The organism is Streptomyces sp. NPDC048751, assembly GCF_043198595.1.
GTDB lineage: Bacteria > Actinomycetota > Actinomycetes > Streptomycetales > Streptomycetaceae > Streptomyces.
In genome coordinates, this window is record NZ_JBICUX010000008.1 from 209,122 (window position 1) to 226,229 (window position 17,108).

At 71.5% G+C, this 17,108-nt stretch carries 17 protein-coding genes; 11 read left to right on the forward strand and 6 right to left on the reverse strand.

Going from position 1 to position 17,108, the window contains the following annotated elements; translation table 11 throughout:
* Positions 1–188 precede the first annotated feature (188 nt).
* Genes ACGFNV_RS25810 through ACGFNV_RS25830 form a run of 5 tightly spaced genes read left to right on the forward strand, consistent with a single transcriptional unit; the run spans position 189 to position 4,792 of the window.
* Positions 189–1,826: an ATP-binding protein gene (locus tag ACGFNV_RS25810; RefSeq protein WP_393625362.1), complete on the forward strand. Its 1,638-nt coding sequence runs from the start codon at positions 189–191 to the stop codon at positions 1,824–1,826.
* A complete protein-coding gene (locus ACGFNV_RS25815) occupies positions 1,823–2,230 on the forward strand; it encodes a roadblock/LC7 domain-containing protein (RefSeq protein WP_133929371.1) in 408 nt (135 codons plus the stop codon). The genes ACGFNV_RS25810 and ACGFNV_RS25815 overlap by 4 nt, the downstream gene beginning before the upstream one ends.
* Positions 2,227–2,622, forward strand: coding sequence for a DUF742 domain-containing protein (locus ACGFNV_RS25820; protein ID WP_133929372.1), 396 nt, complete (start codon positions 2,227–2,229; stop codon positions 2,620–2,622). Before ACGFNV_RS25815 ends, ACGFNV_RS25820 begins: the two co-directional genes overlap by 4 nt.
* Positions 2,603–3,223, forward strand: a complete 621-nt coding sequence (locus ACGFNV_RS25825; RefSeq protein WP_393625363.1) for an ATP/GTP-binding protein — start codon at positions 2,603–2,605, stop codon at positions 3,221–3,223. The genes ACGFNV_RS25820 and ACGFNV_RS25825 overlap by 20 nt, the downstream gene beginning before the upstream one ends.
* Before the next feature lie 48 nt (positions 3,224–3,271).
* Positions 3,272–4,792 carry a cytochrome P450 gene (locus tag ACGFNV_RS25830; RefSeq protein ID WP_393625364.1) on the forward strand — a complete coding sequence of 507 codons (1,521 nt, stop codon included), beginning with the start codon at positions 3,272–3,274 and terminating at the stop codon, positions 4,790–4,792.
* Here ACGFNV_RS25830 and ACGFNV_RS25835 read toward each other — a convergent pair.
* Positions 4,786–5,736, reverse strand: a complete 951-nt coding sequence (locus tag ACGFNV_RS25835; protein WP_393625365.1) for an RluA family pseudouridine synthase — start codon at positions 5,734–5,736, stop codon at positions 4,786–4,788. The genes ACGFNV_RS25830 and ACGFNV_RS25835 overlap by 7 nt on opposite strands.
* 113 nt (positions 5,737–5,849) lie before the next feature.
* On the opposite strand from ACGFNV_RS25835, the gene ACGFNV_RS25840 reads away from it, so the two are divergent.
* Positions 5,850–6,431, forward strand: coding sequence for a GNAT family N-acetyltransferase (locus ACGFNV_RS25840; RefSeq protein ID WP_393625366.1), 582 nt, complete (start codon positions 5,850–5,852; stop codon positions 6,429–6,431).
* On the opposite strand, the gene ACGFNV_RS25845 is transcribed toward ACGFNV_RS25840, so the two are convergent.
* The 3 genes from ACGFNV_RS25845 to ACGFNV_RS25855 all read right to left on the reverse strand — a co-directional run bounded on the left by ACGFNV_RS25845 (position 6,358) and on the right by ACGFNV_RS25855 (position 8,912).
* Complete coding sequence (locus tag ACGFNV_RS25845) at positions 6,358–6,936, reverse strand: GNAT family N-acetyltransferase (protein ID WP_393625367.1); 579 nt, start codon at positions 6,934–6,936, stop codon at positions 6,358–6,360. The two genes, ACGFNV_RS25840 and ACGFNV_RS25845, sit on opposite strands and share 74 nt — an antisense overlap.
* Before the next feature lie 64 nt (positions 6,937–7,000).
* Complete coding sequence (locus tag ACGFNV_RS25850; protein WP_393625368.1) at positions 7,001–7,846, reverse strand: siderophore-interacting protein; 846 nt, start codon at positions 7,844–7,846, stop codon at positions 7,001–7,003.
* A gap of 136 nt (positions 7,847–7,982) precedes the next feature.
* The gene (locus tag ACGFNV_RS25855) at positions 7,983–8,912 is read right to left on the reverse strand and encodes a 5'-3' exonuclease H3TH domain-containing protein (protein WP_393625663.1); all 930 of its coding nucleotides are present in this window, start codon (positions 8,910–8,912) and stop codon (positions 7,983–7,985) included.
* A gap of 197 nt (positions 8,913–9,109) precedes the next feature.
* On the opposite strand from ACGFNV_RS25855, the gene ACGFNV_RS25860 reads away from it, so the two are divergent.
* The 4 genes from ACGFNV_RS25860 to ACGFNV_RS25875 all read left to right on the forward strand — a co-directional run bounded on the left by ACGFNV_RS25860 (position 9,110) and on the right by ACGFNV_RS25875 (position 13,807).
* Positions 9,110–10,186 carry a glycine betaine/L-proline ABC transporter ATP-binding protein gene (locus tag ACGFNV_RS25860; protein ID WP_393625369.1) on the forward strand — a complete coding sequence of 359 codons (1,077 nt, stop codon included), beginning with the start codon at positions 9,110–9,112 and terminating at the stop codon, positions 10,184–10,186.
* Positions 10,179–12,005, forward strand: coding sequence for an ABC transporter permease/substrate binding protein (locus tag ACGFNV_RS25865; protein ID WP_393625370.1), 1,827 nt, complete (start codon positions 10,179–10,181; stop codon positions 12,003–12,005). Before ACGFNV_RS25860 ends, ACGFNV_RS25865 begins: the two co-directional genes overlap by 8 nt.
* Positions 12,006–12,492: 487 nt before the next feature.
* Entirely contained in the window at positions 12,493–13,071 is a 579-nt protein-coding gene (locus ACGFNV_RS25870; RefSeq protein ID WP_393625371.1) for a helix-turn-helix domain-containing protein, read from the forward strand.
* A 16-nt stretch (positions 13,072–13,087) separates the two neighbouring features.
* Positions 13,088–13,807: a helical backbone metal receptor gene (locus ACGFNV_RS25875; RefSeq protein WP_393625372.1), complete on the forward strand. Its 720-nt coding sequence runs from the start codon at positions 13,088–13,090 to the stop codon at positions 13,805–13,807.
* Here ACGFNV_RS25875 and ACGFNV_RS25880 read toward each other — a convergent pair.
* Positions 13,719–14,870: a TDT family transporter gene (locus ACGFNV_RS25880; RefSeq protein ID WP_393625373.1), complete on the reverse strand. Its 1,152-nt coding sequence runs from the start codon at positions 14,868–14,870 to the stop codon at positions 13,719–13,721. The two genes, ACGFNV_RS25875 and ACGFNV_RS25880, sit on opposite strands and share 89 nt — an antisense overlap.
* 70 nt (positions 14,871–14,940) lie before the next feature.
* Here ACGFNV_RS25880 and ACGFNV_RS25885 point away from each other — a divergent pair, with 70 nt between their 5' ends.
* On the forward strand, positions 14,941–15,876 hold the full coding sequence (locus ACGFNV_RS25885) for a LysR family transcriptional regulator (protein ID WP_393625374.1): 936 nt from the start codon (positions 14,941–14,943) through the stop codon (positions 15,874–15,876).
* A 161-nt stretch (positions 15,877–16,037) separates the two neighbouring features.
* On the opposite strand, the gene ACGFNV_RS25890 is transcribed toward ACGFNV_RS25885, so the two are convergent.
* The gene (locus ACGFNV_RS25890) at positions 16,038–17,018 is read right to left on the reverse strand and encodes a hypothetical protein (RefSeq protein ID WP_393625375.1); all 981 of its coding nucleotides are present in this window, start codon (positions 17,016–17,018) and stop codon (positions 16,038–16,040) included.
* Between the last annotated feature and the right edge of the window lie 90 nt (positions 17,019–17,108).

Sequence of the window (17,108 nt, forward strand, 5' to 3'; positions counted from 1 at the left end):
CCCGGTTTCAGGTGCTTGCCGAATATGACACAGCGTTGATCCGGTCGGACTAAGCTCGCCCGCAGCGCACCGAGTTGAGCATATTCGTGCGTTTGTTCCCGAATCTTCTCGAAGATCCGGAGCGTTTGTATGACACACCCCCCTGCAAGCTCCACCGATCCCCAGCCGACTCGTTTCAGAGGGCCCACATGGTGAGTGTTCAATCCCCACCCGGACGCCGTGAACTTCCCTACGCGCGCGTGCTGTTGTTCCCCGCGATACTGATGGCCGCGGCCACCGGGGCCGCCGTCGCGCTCGTGGCGGAGCCGGCCCGGATCGCCGTCGGCGTGTGCGGAGCCACAGCCACCGTCCTGGTGATCGCGGCGGCGGCCGAGGCGGTGCGCCGAGGCCGGCAGATGCGCAACCTCCGCGCGGAGCACGCCCAGCAGATTGCGCACCTCCACCAGCGCATCGCCGCCAGTGAGGCGGAGAGCAACCTCCTCGGGCACGAACTGCTGCCCAGCGCGCTCCAGCGGATGAAGCGCGGCTTTTCACCCAGGGAGGTGATGCTGCAACTGGCGGAGTACGAGCCCTCCTTCAAGGACCTCCCCGAGGGACACCGCGAGGTGATCAGGGCCGTGCTCGCGATCGTCGACATGGAGGAGAACATCCGTGACTCCGCGCTGAGCTCCTTCGTCAGCATCGCCCGCCGCGTCCAGGCGATCGTCCACCAACAGGCCAAGGAACTCCGCGAGATGGAGGAGGACCACGGCCGCAACCCCGAGGTCTTCGACGACCTCCTGCGCATCGACCACGGCAACGCCCTGATCGGCCGGCTCGCCGACTCCGTGGCCGTGCTCGGCGGCGGCCGCCCCGGCCGCCAGTGGCCCCAGCCCGTGCCGCTGTACAGCGTGCTGCGCGGCGCCATGTCCCGGATCCTGGAGTACCCCCGCATCTCGCTGGACTCCATCGCCAAGGTCAACATCCGCGGCATCTCCGTCGAGCCGGTCATCCACGCGGCCGCCGAACTCCTCGACAACGCCACCCGCTACTCGCCGCCGACGAGCAAGGTGCACGTCAACGCGACCGAGGTGCAGACCGGCATCGCCGTCGAGATCGAGGACGCGGGCGTCAGCCTCACCGACGAGTCCCGCGCCAAGGTCGAGGGCATGCTGGAGGCCGCCAAGGCCGGTGTCGCCATCCAGGACATGAACGACAGCACCCCGCGCCTGGGCCTCGCGATCGTCGGCCGCCTGTGCACGCAGTTCAACCTCCAGTGCTCGCTGCGGGCCTCCGCGTACGGCGGGGTCCGCGCCGTCCTCATCATTCCGAGCGAGATGCTCACCGACGCCCCGGCCTCCGGCTACGCCCACGGCATCGGCGCCACCTCCCTGCCCACGGTCGGCCCCGACGCGGTCGAGGGCCCCAAGCGCCGGCCGAAGAAGCGCCGCCCCACCAGCCCGAAGATCCCGGCCTCGGTCCCCATGGAGGACGAGATCCCCGAGGTCACCGAGTGGACCGACAAGGGCCTGCCGCAGCGCCGCAGCCGCATGAAGACCCCCCTGTCCCAGCGCTACGCCGAGATGGCCGAGTCCGAGCGGCTCGAGCGCGAGGGCAAGGAGGACATCTGGACCAAGCACCAGCGCCAGGCCGAACCCGAGCCCGAGCCCGAGGACGACGGCCCGCCCCCCGGCATGTGGGTCGAGGCCTTCTGGGAGGGCCTGAAGAAGGACAACCCGGGCGTCCACCCGACCGACTTCACCCGCAATCCGACCGCGTACACCCATCTGCTCAAGAACTCGCCTCTGGGCAGGACCGACACCGACGACGAGGGGGACCTCAAGTGATCCAGCAGCGAGGCAACCTGGACTGGATTCTCAAGCAGCTGGACGACGGTGTACCGGGCATCCACATGATCGTGGTGCTGTCGGCCGACGGACTGCGCATCGCCCGCTACGGCGGTGACCCCGACGCCGCCGACCGGGTCGCCGCGGCGTGCGCGGGCATGCAGAGCCTGGCGAGCGCCGTCTCCGACGAGATCCCCAGCGTCACCGGCGACATGAGCCTGGTCGTCATCGAGATGAAGGGCGGCTACTTCTACCTGATGTCCGCCGGCGCCAACGCCTACCTCGCGGTCCTCTCCGACGTGACCTGCGAACCCGGCCGGATGAGCGCGATGATGCGCGACCTCGTCGTCCGCATCGGCAGCCATCTCACCAGCCCGCCCCGACGCAACGGGCAGACCGTATGACGCCTCCACAACGTCAGCGGCGACAGCCCGTCGAACAGCCCCCGCCGCAGCCTCCCGAGGAGGGCGAGGGCAAACAGCCGGAGCGGCTGTACGTCATCACGGGGCCCGACGGCGAGCGCGCCCCCATGGACCTGGTGACCTTAATGGTGGCGCACGCCGACCCGCCCTCCTCCGTCACCCCCGAGCAGGCGGCCGTGCTGCGGCTGTGCGCCAACCCGCTGTCCGTGGCGGAGGTGTCCGCCTACCTCAAGCTGCCGTTCAGCGTGGTGACCGTGCTGCTCACCGAGATGCTGGCGACGGAACTGGTCCACGCGCGCGCCCCGATCGTCCGCCAGAAAATCCCCGACCGTTCCCTCCTCGAAGCGGTGATGCATGGACTTCAAAGGCTCTGACACCATCCCCGGCCCACGGGCCGAGGACCATCTGCCGCAGTCGACCCAGGCCGCGGCGAAGATCGTCATCGTGGGCGGCTTCGGAGTCGGCAAGACGACCATGGTCGGCTCGGTCAGCGAGATCAAGCCGCTGACCACCGAGGAGACCATGACGGAGGCCGGGGTCGGGGTCGACGACAACTACGGCTCCGAGACCAAGACCGCCACCACCGTGGCCATGGACTTCGGCCGCATCCGCATCACCGAACAACTCGTGCTGTACCTGTTCGGCACCCCCGGCCAGGAACGCTTCTGGTTCCTGTGGAACGGCCTGTTCGAGGGCGCGCTAGGCGCGGTCGTCCTGCTCGACACCCGCCGCCTGGAGGTCAGCTTCGACGTCATGGGCAGGCTGGAGGAGCGCGGAGTGCCCTTCGTGGTCGCCGTCAACACCTTCCCCGACGGCCCCCGTTACCCCGTCGAGGACCTCCGCGCCGCACTCGACCTGCCGCCGGAGGTCCCGATCGTGGAGTGCGACGCCCGCCGGCGCGCCTCCAGCCGTGACGTCCTGATGACGCTGATGCGCTTCCTGCACTCCCTGGCGCTCTCCGGCAGCCTCACCTGACACCCGTACGCCCTCCCCCAGATCCGCTCTGCTTCGAAAGCGACCCCTGTGACGCCTGAACACCACTCCTCGACCGGTACGGACGACCTCACTCTCGATCCGCCCCCCGGCTGCCCCGCCCACGACCGCGGCCCCGGGGGACTCAGGCGGCTCTACGGCCCCGAGGCGGAGGACCTGGGGGAGCTCTACGAGGAACTCCGCGACGAACACGGGCCGGTGGCGCCCGCGCTGCTCCACGACGACGTGCCGATGTGGGTGGTCCTCGGCCACTCCGAGAACCTCCAGATGCTGCGCACGCCGTCGGTGTACACCCGCGACAGCCGCGTCTGGACCCCGCTGCTGGACGGCGCCGTCAAGCCCGACCACCCCCTGATGCCGCACATCGCCTGGCAGCCCATCTGTTCCCACGCCGAGGGCGACGAACACCTGCGGCTGCGCGGCGCGGTCCTCGGCGCCATCTCGACGATCGACCACCGCGGTGTGCGCCGACACATCAACCGCTACACCCAGCTGCTGGTCAACGAGTTCTGCGAGAAGGGCAGCGCCGACCTGGTCAGCCAGTTCACCGAGCACCTGCCGATGGCCATCATGTGCGAGGTCCTCGGCATGTCCGACGAGTACAACGACCGGCTCGTGCAGGCCGCCCGCGACGCCCTCAAGGGCACCAAGACCGCGATCGCCAGCCACGGTTACGTCATGGAGGTGCTGAGCCGGGCCGCCGCCCGTCGCCGTGCCCAGCCCGGTGAGGACTTCACCAGTCACCTCATCGCCCACCCGGCCCGCCTCACCGACGACGAGGTCAGGGAGCACCTGCGCCTGGTGCTCTTCGCCGCCTACGAGGCCACCGTCAACCTGCTGTCCAACACCTTGCGCATGGTCCTCACCCACCCGGGCTTCGTCGCCCGGCTCAACGGCGGCCAGATGACCGTGGGGGAGGCCGTGGAGCAGACCCTGTGGGACGAACCCCCGTTCAGCGCGATCCTGGGCTACTTCGCCAAACAGGACACGGAGTTGGGCGGCCAACGCATCCGCAAGGGCGACGGACTGCTCTTCGCCCCGGCACCGGGCAACATCGACCCCCGGGTACGGCCCGACCTGTCCGCCAGCATGATGGGCAACCGCTCCCACCTCGCCTTCGGCGCAGGACCTCACGAGTGCCCCGGCCAGGACATCGGCCGCGCCATCACCGAGGTCGGCGTCGACGCGCTGCTGATGCGCATGCCGGACGTCCGACTCGACTGCGACCAGGACGAGTTGCGCTGGACCACCTCGATCGCCTCGCGCCATCTGGTGGAGCTGCCGGTGCGGTTCGCGCCGCAGCCGCCGCAGGACATCATGCAGAAGCCGAGCCACGGCGCGGTCCCGGCGCCGCGGCCCGCCTGGCAGGTGACCACGGATCCGCAGCCCGTGTCGGCGCCCCTGCCGGCACCGGCGTCCACCCCGGTCTCCGCCCCCGCACCGGCCCCCACGCAGGTGGCGCCCCCGCAGCCCGAGCCGACGGTGTACCCGGAGCCGACCCGCGGGCCGGGTGCCTGGCGCCGCCTCGTGCGCTGGTGGCGCGGTTACTGATTGGACCAGGTCGTGTACGAGGACCACGCCTGAAGTGTCCGACCGCTGCGGAAGCGGTGCTCCACTCCCGTGACCGGATCGGTGAACTCCAGCGCCCGTGCCAGCAGTTGCAGGGGTCGCCGGAAGTCACCGGCCGGCACGGGGTCGGTCACCACGGGATACAGCGGGTCACCGAGGATGGGCACGCCCAGCGCGTTCAGATGCACGCGCAGCTGATGGGTCTGGCCGGTGGCCGGCACCAGCCGGTAGCGCGCCAGGCCCTCCGGCCGGTGCTCGACCAGCTCCACGTGGGTGACGGCGTTCGGCTCGCCCGCGACCTCGAGCGCGGTCAGGATGCCGCGCTCCTTCACGATCCGGCTGCGTACGGTCCGGGGCAGCGCGAGCGCGGGATCGTACGGGGCGACGGCCTCGTACTCCTTGCGCACCCGCCGGTCGCGGAACAGCGTCTGGTAGGCGCCGCGTTCCTCGGGTCGTACCGTGAACAGCACGAGACCGGCGGTGAGCCGGTCCAGCCGGTGCGCTGCGCCGAGCGTGGGGATCTCCAGCTCGCGGCGCAGCCGGGCGAGGGCGGTCTGGGTGACGTGGCCGCCGCGCGGGGTGGTGGCGAGGAAGTGCGGCTTGTCGACGACGACGATGTGCTCGTCGCGGTGCACCACCTCGAGGGGGAACGGCACGGGCACCTCGGGGGGCAGGTCCCGGTGGAACCACACGAACATCCCCGGCACATAGGCCGCGTCCGGCGCCACCGCCCGCCCGTCCGCCCCGACGACCAGTCCCGCGTCGAACATCCCGTCGACCACCCCGGGCCCCGCCCCCGTGAGCCTCTCCACGAGATGCTCCCGCACCGTGGCCCACGCGCCCTCCCCGGGCAACCGCACCCGCACCGGATCGATCCCGTCGCGCTGCGGCAGTGGGGAGGGCGGGGGAGGGGTACGACGTCTCATCAGGGCCAGCGTACGGCGCGCCGGGGAGGCCCCCGGCCGGGGTGAGGTGGGGAAGCCCGAGGCAGGGGCAAAACCTGTTGGCCGGGCGTCGCCCGCTTGGCAGGATGCGGGACATGCCCTTCCTCACCAGCCCGGTCCTGCCCCCCGGCACCCTCAACCGCGCCCCGCAGCCCGTGATACCCAGCGGTGACGGACTGCTCCTGCGCCCGTGGCGGGCCGAGGACGCGCCCGCCGTGCACCAGGCCTTCCAGGATCCCCTGATGCACCAGTGGCATGTCCGCGCCGCAGACTCGGAGGACGAGGTCGGCCCCTGGATCGAGGGGTGGCGCAAGGTCTGGGACACGGAACGGGACGCCCAGTGGGCGGTGACCGACGCGGAGTCCGACCGGCTCCTGGGCCGGGTCGCGCTGCGCGAGATCGTGCTCGCCGACGGCGTCGCCGAGGTCGCCTACTGGACCACCCCGGCGGCCCGCGGCCGGGGCGTCGCCGCGCGCGCCACGACAACCCTCTCCCGCTGGGCCCTCGACGAGGTCGGCTTCCACCGCCTGGAGCTCATGCACGCCGTCGCCAACGAGGCCTCCTGCCGCGTCGCCACCAAGACCGGCTTCGCGCTGGAGGGCGTCAAGCGCAGTGCCCTCCTTCACCCGGACGGCTGGCACGACATGCACCTGCACGCCCGTCTCCAGGGCGACTGACCGGGCGGTGGGAGCGGGTCAACACCCGGGTCGTACTGCCGTCCTCCTCCGTCACGGACCGGACGTACTCGAAACCGATCGCGTCCAGCAAGGCCAGTGAGGCCTTGTTCGCCGCGGCCACGGTCGCGTGCACCTCGGTCAGCCCGAGGGTGTCGAAGCCGTATGCGACGAGTGCCTCGGCCACCTCGCGGCCCAGGCCGCACCCCCACATCTCCGGGGCCAGGGCATAGATGATCTCGTAGCCCTCGACCTCGTCGGTCGGCTTGATCTCGGCGTGCCCGACCAGACGTCCGTCGCGGCGGACGGCCCAGACGTCGAAGAGGTCCGCCGCGTAGACCTTGGTGAAGATCCGCCCGAACAGAGCCCTGTCGTCCGCCTCGGAGGAGGGGCCGTCACCCATCCATCGCGACACCCTCGCGTCCTGGAAGAGGACGACGAAGTTCTCCTCGTCTTCAGGGACGTAGCGGTCGAGGAGCAGACGCTTCGTACGCAGCGGGGATGTCATGAGCGGCGAAGCTACCCACCCGGCACCCGGCCCGACAAACCATTTCCCGTCGGGGGATCCGCCCTCACGCGGCCGGCGCCGTGCCCTCCTGCTCGGCCTCCACGCGGGCGTTCCACTCGCGCTTGGAGGCCTGCCAGCCGTCCTCGTTGTGGCCGAGGCGCCAGTAACCGGACAGGGAGAGGTCCTCGCGGGGGAGCGTGTGCTCGACGCGCAGCAGCTTGCGCAGTTCCTTCATGGCGGCGGCCTCGCCGTGCACGAAGGCGTGGACACGGCCCTCGGGGAACCGGAGCGCCCGGACGGCCTCGACCAGTGCCTCACCCACGGGCCGCTCGCCCCGGTGCAGCCAGACGACCTCGACATCGGAGTCGATCTTCTGCTCCTCCTCGGGGCCGGCCACCTCCACGAAGGCGTGCGCCACCGCGCCGGGGGGCAGCGACTCCAGCGAGCGGGCGATCGCGGGCAGGGCGCTCTCGTCCCCGGCCAGCAGATGCCAGTCGGCGTGCGGATCGGGGGCGTACGCGCCGCCGGGGCCCATGAAGTGGACCGTCTCGCCGGGCTGGACGCGCGCCGCCCACGGCCCGGCCAGGCCCTCGTCGCCATGGATCACGAAGTCCAGGGTCAGCTCGCGGTGTACGGGATCCCAGGCGCGCACCGTGTAGGTACGGGTCACCGGCCACTGCTCGCGCGGGAACTCCGCACGGATGCGTTCCACGTCGAAGGGCTCGGGATAGGTCGCGCCCTCGGCGGGGAACAGCAGCTTCACATAGTGGTCGGTCGCGGTGTCCGCGGAGAACTCCGCCAGGCCGGCGCCGCCGAGAACCACGCGCTGCATGTGCGGAGTCAGCCGTTCAGTGCGGACGACCTGCGCGGAATGGGGCTTCCGCGGCTTTCGAGCCGGACGTTCTGCCATGACGGCCTCCCATACGCCTAAATCCACACACCCTGGTTAGGGTTACCTAAGTTAGCATTCCCTTCTTGTTCAACGCCTCTCCCGGCCGGGATTTCCCACGCTTTTGCGATCTCTTGATGTACGGGGCGCTCGAACCTCAGGCGCCGAGCGTCGTCAGCAGCCGGTGCAACGACCCGCCCAGTCCCCAGCGCGCCGCCAGCTCCTCCAGACCCGCCGGATCCCGCGGCGCGCTCGGCAGCACCGTGTCCACGTCCGGCAGGGGCACGTCACCGGCGACCCGCACGACCTTCGGCGCGACGGCGACGTACGGCCGTGCCTCGTCGAGGCGTTTGCGCTGCGACGGCGTGAGCTTCGCCTTCGGGTCGTCGACCGCCGCCATGATCCCGGCCAGGTCGCCGAACTCGGCCAGCAGCTTGGCCGCGGTCTTCTCCCCGATGCCGGGTACCCCCGGCAGGCCGTCGCTCGGGTCGCCGCGCAGCAGCGCCAGATCCGCGTACCCGCTGCCGTCGACCCCATACTTCTCACGCAGCGCGGCCTCATCGGTGAGCGCAAGGGATCCCACGCCCTTCAGCGGGTACAGCACCCTCACCCCGCGCGCGTCGTCCACCAGTTGGTACAGGTCCCGGTCGCCCGTGACGATGTCGACCGGGCCCTTCGCGCGTGCCGTGAACGTGCCGATCACGTCGTCCGCCTCGTACCCCTCGACGCCCACGCGCGCGATGCCGACGGCGTCCAGAACGGCCTCGATGACCGGCACCTGCGGCGAGAGCGTGTCCGGCACCTCCTCCTCGTCCGGGCCCACCTCGCGCTCCTCGGCGACGCGGTGCGCCTTGTAGGAGGGGATGAGGTCGACCCGCCACTGCGGGCGCCAGTCGGCGTCCATGCACGCCACCAGGTGGGCGGGCCGATGGTCGCGGACCAGGCGGTCGATGAACTCCAGCAGTCCGCGCACCGCGTTCACCGGTGTGCCGTCCGGTGCCTTCACGGACTCCGGGACGCCGAAGTAGGCGCGGAAGTAGAGCGAGGCGGTGTCGAGGAGCATCAGTCGTCCGGTCACGCCACGCATCATGCCGTACGGGACCGACAGTCACCCGGTGGCATTCCCTCGCGTGGCACTTGTGAACGCCCTGTGAAGTGGCCCACGGCCGTGTTTGGCCCGTGGCGCTTGGGGCAGGCGCCGCCTCGGAGCGACACCGGTTGCAACTTCAACCTTTGCTGCCGAAGATCGCTCCCTTTCCTTGCCCCCGAGACGAGAAGGTACGCGTGTCATCCAGGCTTGAGGCCGAACATCTCTTCAAGGTGTTCGGCAGACGACCGGTCGAGGCGGTGGAGCGGCTCCGCCAGGGAGCCGACCGGGAGGAGCTGCGCAACGACGGCACCACCGCCGCCGTCATCGACGCCTCCTTCACCGTGGACCCGGGCCAGATCTTCGTCGTCATGGGCCTGTCCGGCTCCGGCAAGTCCACCCTGCTGCGCATGCTCAACGGCCTGCTGGAGCCGACCGCCGGACGCGTCCTCTTCGACGGTGAGGACCTGACCGCGCTCGCCGACCGCGAGCTGCGCGAGGTCCGCGCGAAGAAGATCAGCATGGTCTTCCAGCACTTCGCGCTGTTCCCGCACCGCAGCGTCCTGGAGAACGCCGCCTACGGCCTGAGCGTCCAGGGCGTGCCCCGCGCGGAGCGCGAGAAGCGCGCCGCCGAGGCCCTCGCCCTGGTCGGCCTCGACGGCTGGGAGAAGTCCTGGCCCGACGAGCTCTCCGGCGGCATGCAGCAGCGCGTGGGCCTCGCCCGCGCCCTCGCCACCGACGCCGACCTGCTGCTGATGGACGAGTCCTTCAGCGCGCTCGACCCGCTGATCCGCCGTGACATGCAGGACCAGCTGCTGACCCTCCAGCAGACCCTGAAGAAGACGATCGTCTTCATCACCCACGACCTCAACGAGGCCATGCGCCTGGGCGACCGCATCGCCGTCATGCGCGACGGCCGCATCGTCCAGACCGGCACCGCCGAGGACATCCTCGTCCGGCCCGCCAACGACTACGTGGCCTCGTTCATCCAGGACGTCGACCGCTCCCGGGTGCTGACCGCGGGCGCCGTCATGGACGCCTCGGTCACCGCCGACGCCCCCCTCTGCGCCTGCGAGACCGCGACCCGCGAGACGCCGTTCGTGGAACTGTGCGCGATCAGTGCCCGTCTGTCGCACCGCGTCTCGGTCGTGGACGAGGCGAGCAGAGTCGTCGGAGTGGTGCCGCGGCAGCGGCTGGTCGGCTTCCTCGGCGACGAGAGCGCAGCTCCCGCGCCCTGCGACAACCCGGAGGGCAAGGTGATCGCCCGTGCCTAGGCTCCACCTCGGCGACTGGGTCGATTCCGGCGTCGAATGGCTCGTCACCCACATGTCCTGGCTCTTCGACGCGATCAAGACGGTCGTCGAAGGCATGTACGACGGCATCGACACCGTCCTCACCGCCCCCGAGCCCCTGCTGCTCGCGGGCATCCTCGCGGTGCTCGCCTGGTGGCTGCGCGGCCTGGTCGCGGGTGTCCTCGCGTTCGCCGGATTCGCGCTGGTCGACTCGCTCGACCTGTGGGACCAGGCGATGTCGACCCTGTCCCTCGTGATCGTCGCCACCGTCGTCGCCCTGGTGGTCTCCATCCCGCTGGGCATCTGGGCGGCCCGCTCCAAGACCGTCAGCGCGGCCGTACGGCCCGTCCTGGACCTGCTCCAGACGATGCCGTCGATGGTGCTGCTGATCCCGGCGATCCTGTTCTTCGGCATGGGCGTCCCGGCCGGCGTCGTCGCCACCCTGATCTTCGCGCTCGCCCCCGGCGTGCGCATGACCGAACTCGGCATCCGCCAGGTCGACGCCGAGCTCGTGGAGGCCGCCGAGGCCTTCGGCACGACACCCCGGGACACCCTGCTGCGCGTCCAGCTGCCGCTGGCCCTGCCCACGATCATGGCGGGCGTCAACCAGGTCATCATGCTGGGCCTGTCGATGGTCGTCATCGCCGGCATGGTCGGCACCGGCGGTCTCGGCGGCGCCGTCAACGAGGCCATCGGCCAGCTCGACATCGGCCTCGGCTTCGAGGCGGGCCTCGGCATCGTCGTCCTCGCCATCTACCTGGACCGGATGACCGGCGCGCTGGGCACGCACATCTCCCCGCTCGGCCGCCGCGCCGCCGCCAAGGCCCGAGCCACCAGCGGCCCGACGCTGTGGAACCACCGCCCCCGTCCCGTCGTCGCCGTCGTCGGCGTGGCCGTCCTCGGCCTGGTCGCCGGCGGTCTCGGCGTCTTCGGTGCCCCCGGCGGCACAGCCGAGGCCTCGGCCACGGACGTCGGCAAGGGCAAGGAGATCAAGATCGGCTACATCCCCTGGGACGAGGGCATCGCCTCCACCTTCCTGTGGAAGGAACTCCTGGAGGAGCGCGGCTTCAAGGTCACCACGACCCAGTACGCGGCCGGCCCCCTCTACACCGGCGTCGCCACCGGCCAGATCGACTTCCAGACCGACGCCTGGCTGCCCACCACCCACGCCGAGTACTGGAAGAAGTACGGCAAGCAACTGGACGACCTCGGCTCGTGGTACGGCCCCACCTCCCTCGAGATCACCGTCCCGTCGTACGTCAAGGACGTGAACTCCCTGGCGGACCTGAAGAACCACGCCTCCGAGTTCGACGGCAAGATCGTCGGCATCGAGCCGAGCGCCGGCATGATGGGCCTGCTCAAGGACAAGGTGCTGAAGGACTACGGCCTGGAGGGTTCCTACGACGTCGTGGACGGCTCGACGCCCGCGATGCTCGCCGAACTCAAGCGTGCCTACGCCAAGAAGCAGCCGATCGCCGTCACGCTCTGGTCGCCGCACTGGGCGTACAGCGACTACGACCTGAAGAAGCTCAAGGACCCCAAGGGCGCCTGGGGCAAGGGCGACGGCGTGCACACCCTCGCCCGCGAGGGCTTCGCCGCCGACAACCCCGAGGTCGGCAAGTGGCTGAAGGGCTTCTCGATGACCGAGGAGCAGCTCACCGGTCTGGAGGCCCAGATCCAGAAGTCCGGCAAGGGCAAGGAACAGGACGCCGTGCGCACCTGGCTGCGGCAGCACCCGGGCCTGGTCGACAAGTGGGCCCCGGTCGCCAAGGCGGGCGGGAAGAGCCAGGCGGCCGGGTGACCTGACACTCCCGGACCGCCTGAGGAGGGGCGGGCATCGCCGTACGTGTCCCACACGTAGGGCGGGGCCCGCCCCTTCCGGCGTGACGGGGCGCCCACTGACCGGATCCGGACAACCACATAACGTCAGGCCGTCACCCGAACTCCTCCTGGCCCGCAGGCGACACCGAGCGCGGCGGACGTGACGACGGCTCCGTCGCTCGGACCGGGCGCCGCCGCGGGCCCGCCGCCCCCTGGTCGCACCCCTTCTGGTCAGCCTCTTCGGTCCCCGCGGAGGCGAAGGCGGAAAACCACTCCCGGAGCGGCCGGTGAGCTGATCTACTGGCGTGATCCAGCAGGTCCGGCCGACCGCCGCGTGACGTCGATGTGACGGGCGCATGAAACGGTTTGCCGAACCTGCGTAGGGTGCAGAGAACTCCTCAGGAGGAGCGTGTCCGCAGCGGGGCGCGCGGACGGCGGACCGAGGAGCGAAGGAGGGAGCCGGAGCGATGGGCGACCACAAAGAACAGCCTCTGCGGGTCGGGGCGGCCGTGCGGCGACGGCGCCGGGCCCTGCACCTCACCCTTGCCGTCGTTGCCGAGCGCAGCGGTCTGTCGGTCCCCTTCCTGAGCCAGGTCGAGAACGACCGGGCGCGGCCCAGCCGCAGCTCCCTCGAACGGGTCGCCGACGCCCTGCGCACCACCGCCGTCGAACTCCTCGCGGCCGCCGACCCGGCCTGCAGCGTCGACGTGGTGCGCGCCGAGGAGAACGAGCCGGGGCCCGAGCCCCGGGCCCGTGCCTTGGTGCGCGGCCACCACCAGATGCACGCCTCGGAGTTCACCGGCGACCACGAGGCGGGCCGTGAATTCCAGTACCGCAACGACCAGTTGATGTACGTCGCCGACGGAGGCGTGGAGATCGAGGCGGAGGGGCGCGCCTACCGGCTCGGCCGCGGCGACACCCTGTACCTCACCGGCGGGGTGCGCCACCGCTGGCGGGCGACCGTGCCGGACACGCGCGTGGTCGTCGTCGCGGTGGCCGAGAACGTCGAGGCGGTGCAGAACCGCTCACACCGCTCGCGTCCGTGAAGCGCGGGTGGGACGGATGCGAGTCGTCTCGCTGGTGCCGTCGCTGACCGAGGCGGTCGCGGTGTCGGTGCCCGGTGTCCTGGTCGGCGCCACGGACTGGTGCACGCATCCGGCGGGGCTCGACGTCACCCGCGTCGGCGGCACCAAGAACCCGAAGACCGAGCGGATCGTCGCCCTCGCGCCCGACCTGGTGATCGCCAACGAGGAGGAGAACCGCGAGCCGGACCTCGACGCCCTGCGCGCCGCGGGCGTGAGCGTGGTGCTGACCCAGGTGCGGGACGTACCGCAGGCCTTCCGGGAACTGGCGCGGGTCCTGGAGGCGTGCGGTGCCGTGTCCCGGCCGCGCTGGCTGGACGAGGCCGAGGAGGCCTGGTCCGCGCCGCCGGTGCCCGAGCCCCGCAGGACGGCGGTCGTGCCGATCTGGCGCCGGCCGTGGATGGTGCTGGGCCGGGACACCTTCGCCGGTGACGTCCTGGCCCGCCTGGGCGTCGACCACCTGTACGCCGGACACGAGGAGCGCTATCCCCGCATCCCGCTGGACGACCTGCGCGCGGCGGCACCGGACCTGGTCGTCCTGCCGGACGAGCCGTACCGATTCACCGCCGACGACGGTCCTGAGGCCTTCCCCGGCCTGCCCTGCGCGCTCGTCAGCGGACGGCACCTGACATGGTACGGACCGTCGCTGGCCGAGGCGCCACGGGTGCTGGGCGCGGCCCTGCGAGCAGCTCACCGCTGAGCAGTCCGCGCGCGGTGTGCGCGGCCGCGGTGACCCAGGCCGCCAGCAGCACCCCGTACAGCACGACCGCGAGCCCCTCGAAGGCCACCAGACCGGTGTGCCGCGCGAGCGCGGCGGCGCCGGTGACGCAGGTGCCGACCGGGAAGGTGAACGCCCACCACGTCATCCCGAAGCCCATGCCGTGCCGTCGGGCGCGCCGCACATGCGCGGCGGCGAGGCAGAACCAGAGCAGCGCGAAGCCCATGACCGGCACCCCGTACAGCACCGCGAGCACGGCGAAGCCGTCGCGGTACGGCGCCGGGACCACGCCCGGTGCCACGTCGGCGAAGGCGCCGACGGCGGTCGTGGACTGCCCGAGCGGGCCCAGGACGAGGAACAGGGTCGGGGTGAGCGCGAGGGGAGGCGGGCCGCCGGTGAGCAGCCGGGCGAAGATCGACGGCAGCGTGACCAGCGTCGCGAGCAGGCTCAGCCCGAACATCGCGACGCAGGCGAACAGCAGGGTCTCCCGCGGCTGCCCGGGCGGCAGGTGCGGCACGAGCAGCGGCCCGAGCGCCGCGGACACCATGGGCGCGACGAGCGGCAGCAGCCACACGGCCGTAGCCTGCCCCGGCTCCACGCGGTGGCGTACGGCCATCAGGTACGGGACGGCGACGGCGGCCACGAGCCCGACGACCGTACCGGCGCTGAACAGCACGGCGTCGAGCACGACCGCGGCGCGCGGGCCCAGCCAGTCGCGGCCGACGGTGACGGCGCCGCCGCCGACCGCGAGCAGGGCCATGGACAGGCAGCCGTAGAAAGGTGCCGTAGCCGGGTCGAGGAGGTGGGCGCGGGCCTGGTCGCGGTGGTGCGTCCAGTGCAGGGCGCGGGCGGCGAGCAGGATGAGCAGCAGGGCGAGGCTGAGGGCCCAGACGGCGGTGCAGGCGGTGCGCAGGCCGGGTGGGCGAAGGGGGAGCGCGGTGCCGGCGAGGGCGACGGCGGCGGTGCCCATGACGGTGGCGTACCAGTTCGGTCCGAGGTGACGGACCGACAGGGCGCGCGGGAGGGGGTGGGCGGCGGTGACCATGCGTCCACCGTCTCCCGGTCCGGCGCACGCGACCAGTAAGTATGTTCCTATGACGGCATAAGCTGGGTTTATGAGCAAGACGGAGGGGCAGGCGGAGGACCGACCCGCGCCCGGGGGCTCGCTGGCGCACCGGGTGCCGGATCTCGGGGCACTGGAACTGCTGCTGGCGGTGGCGCGGCTGGGCAGTCTGGGCGGGGCCGCGCGCGAGCTCGGCATCACCCAGCCGGCCGCGAGCAGCCGGATCCGCTCCATGGAACGGCAGCTGGGTGTGGCCCTGGTCGACCGGTCCCCGCGCGGCTCACGGCTCACGGACGCGGGCGCCCTGGTGACGGACTGGGCGCGGCGGATCGTCGAGGCGGCGGAGGCCTTCGACGTGGGCGCACAGGCGCTGCGCGACCGGCGCGACTCGCGGCTGCGGGTGGCGGCGAGCATGACGATCGCCGAGTACCTGCTGCCGGGCTGGCTGCTCGCGCTGCGTGCCCAGCGGCCCGACACGGCCGTGTCGCTGCTCGCGGGCAACTCCGCGGCGGTGGCCGAGCGGCTCCTGGCCGACGAGGCGGACCTCGGCTTCGTCGAGGGACTGACCGTGCCGCCCGGCCTCGACTCCGCCGTCATCGCCCACGACCGCCTCATCGTCGTCACCGCCCCCGCCCACCCCTGGGCCCGCCGCCGACGCCCGCTGGCCGCCGACGAGCTCGCCACGACCCCGCTCATCCTCCGGGAGAAGGGCTCCGGCACCCGCCAGGTCCTCGACGTCGCCCTCGGCGGCCTGGCCCGCCCCCTGATCGAGCTCTCCTCCACCACCGCCGTGAAGGCGGCCGCGGTCAGCGGCGCGGGCCCGGCCGTCCTCAGCGAACTCGCCGTCGGCGAGGAGCTGGCGATGCGCCGCCTGGTCAGCATCCCCCTCGACAGCGTCCGGCTGCACCGTTCCCTGCGCGCGGTGTGGCCGGTGGGGCATCGGCCTACGGGGCCGGCGCGGGAGTTGCTGTCGCTGACGCGGGGGTAGGGGGTGACGCGGAAGTGAGTGCCTGCGCACCGGGTGGGAACAACGGAGAGCCGGGGGACCTCCGCTTGCTGCGGGGAGCGGGAGTCGATGTTCGCAACCCCGGCCCGGCAGGACCCGCGAACGGTGTGGGCCGCGCGCCCTGCCGGGGGGCGATCCGGGTGCTACCAGCAGCCGGTCAGGAGCACCGGGATCCACCCGTACGTCGTGTCGGTGGAGATGACCCGGAAGCCGGTCATGAGCAGTCCCGGGCCGGCCGAGTCCATCGCGGTCAAGGTCACGTCCGTGATGCCCGTCGGTAACCTCATCGGCCGCACCCGACCGTCCTCCACCTGGATCCCGAACGGCGCTCTGTCGCCCTCGTCGGGGGCGTCGGTGTTACCGCTGAACGCGACGCCCAGGGGGGTGGCAGTCCCGTGGTCCAGCACGCCGGTGCCGGCCGGCATCGGAACTCTGTGCCAAGCGGTGCCGTCAAAGCGCAGGGCGAGCGCTTCGGCGCCGGTGTCGTCCGCGTTGCGCATTCCGCCGACCGCCCACACGTCATGCGGGCCGCTGGCGACGACACTCCGCAGTTCCCCGCTCGCCGCAGGCACGGGCACATGGGACCACGAGGTCCCGTCGTAGTGCACGACGACGGGCTTCAGGTCCTGCGTGCGGCCGACCGCCCAGATGTCATGGGGGGAGACGGCCGTCATCGACTGGAGATACCAGCTGTCGGCGACGTCGGGCATGTTCACGACCTGCCAGGCCGTGCCGTCCCAGTGCCGCACGACCGGCTCGAAGTGATCGAGCTGATGTGGCAATCCGCCGTCCGGGTCCGGGACCGTCCCGTCGAGGATCTGCGCGTACCCGACGGCCCACGCGTTGCTGGGTGAGAAGTCCTCCACGTCGAGCAGTGACGCGCCGAGGCTCTGCTTCGGAGTCGGTGCCGGGACGACCCGCCATGACGAGCCGTTCCAGCGTTCGGTGAGCATCCCGCCGAGGTCTTCGTCGAGTTCGCCGACGAGCACGCCGCTGCTTCGTGACGAGGCGTCCGCGCCGGTGACCTGGACATCGGTGCCGGCCGGCAGTTCTGGCAGCGTGACCTCGCGCCACGAGCCGCCCTTTCGGTTGTCGCGCTCCATCAGGACGGGCGAGAAATTCATGGACCTTCCCTGCTGCACGACCCGCGATCCCGCGATCCACGTGGTGTGGGAATCGGGATGCGCGATGGCCGTTCCACGCGAGTTCTCGGC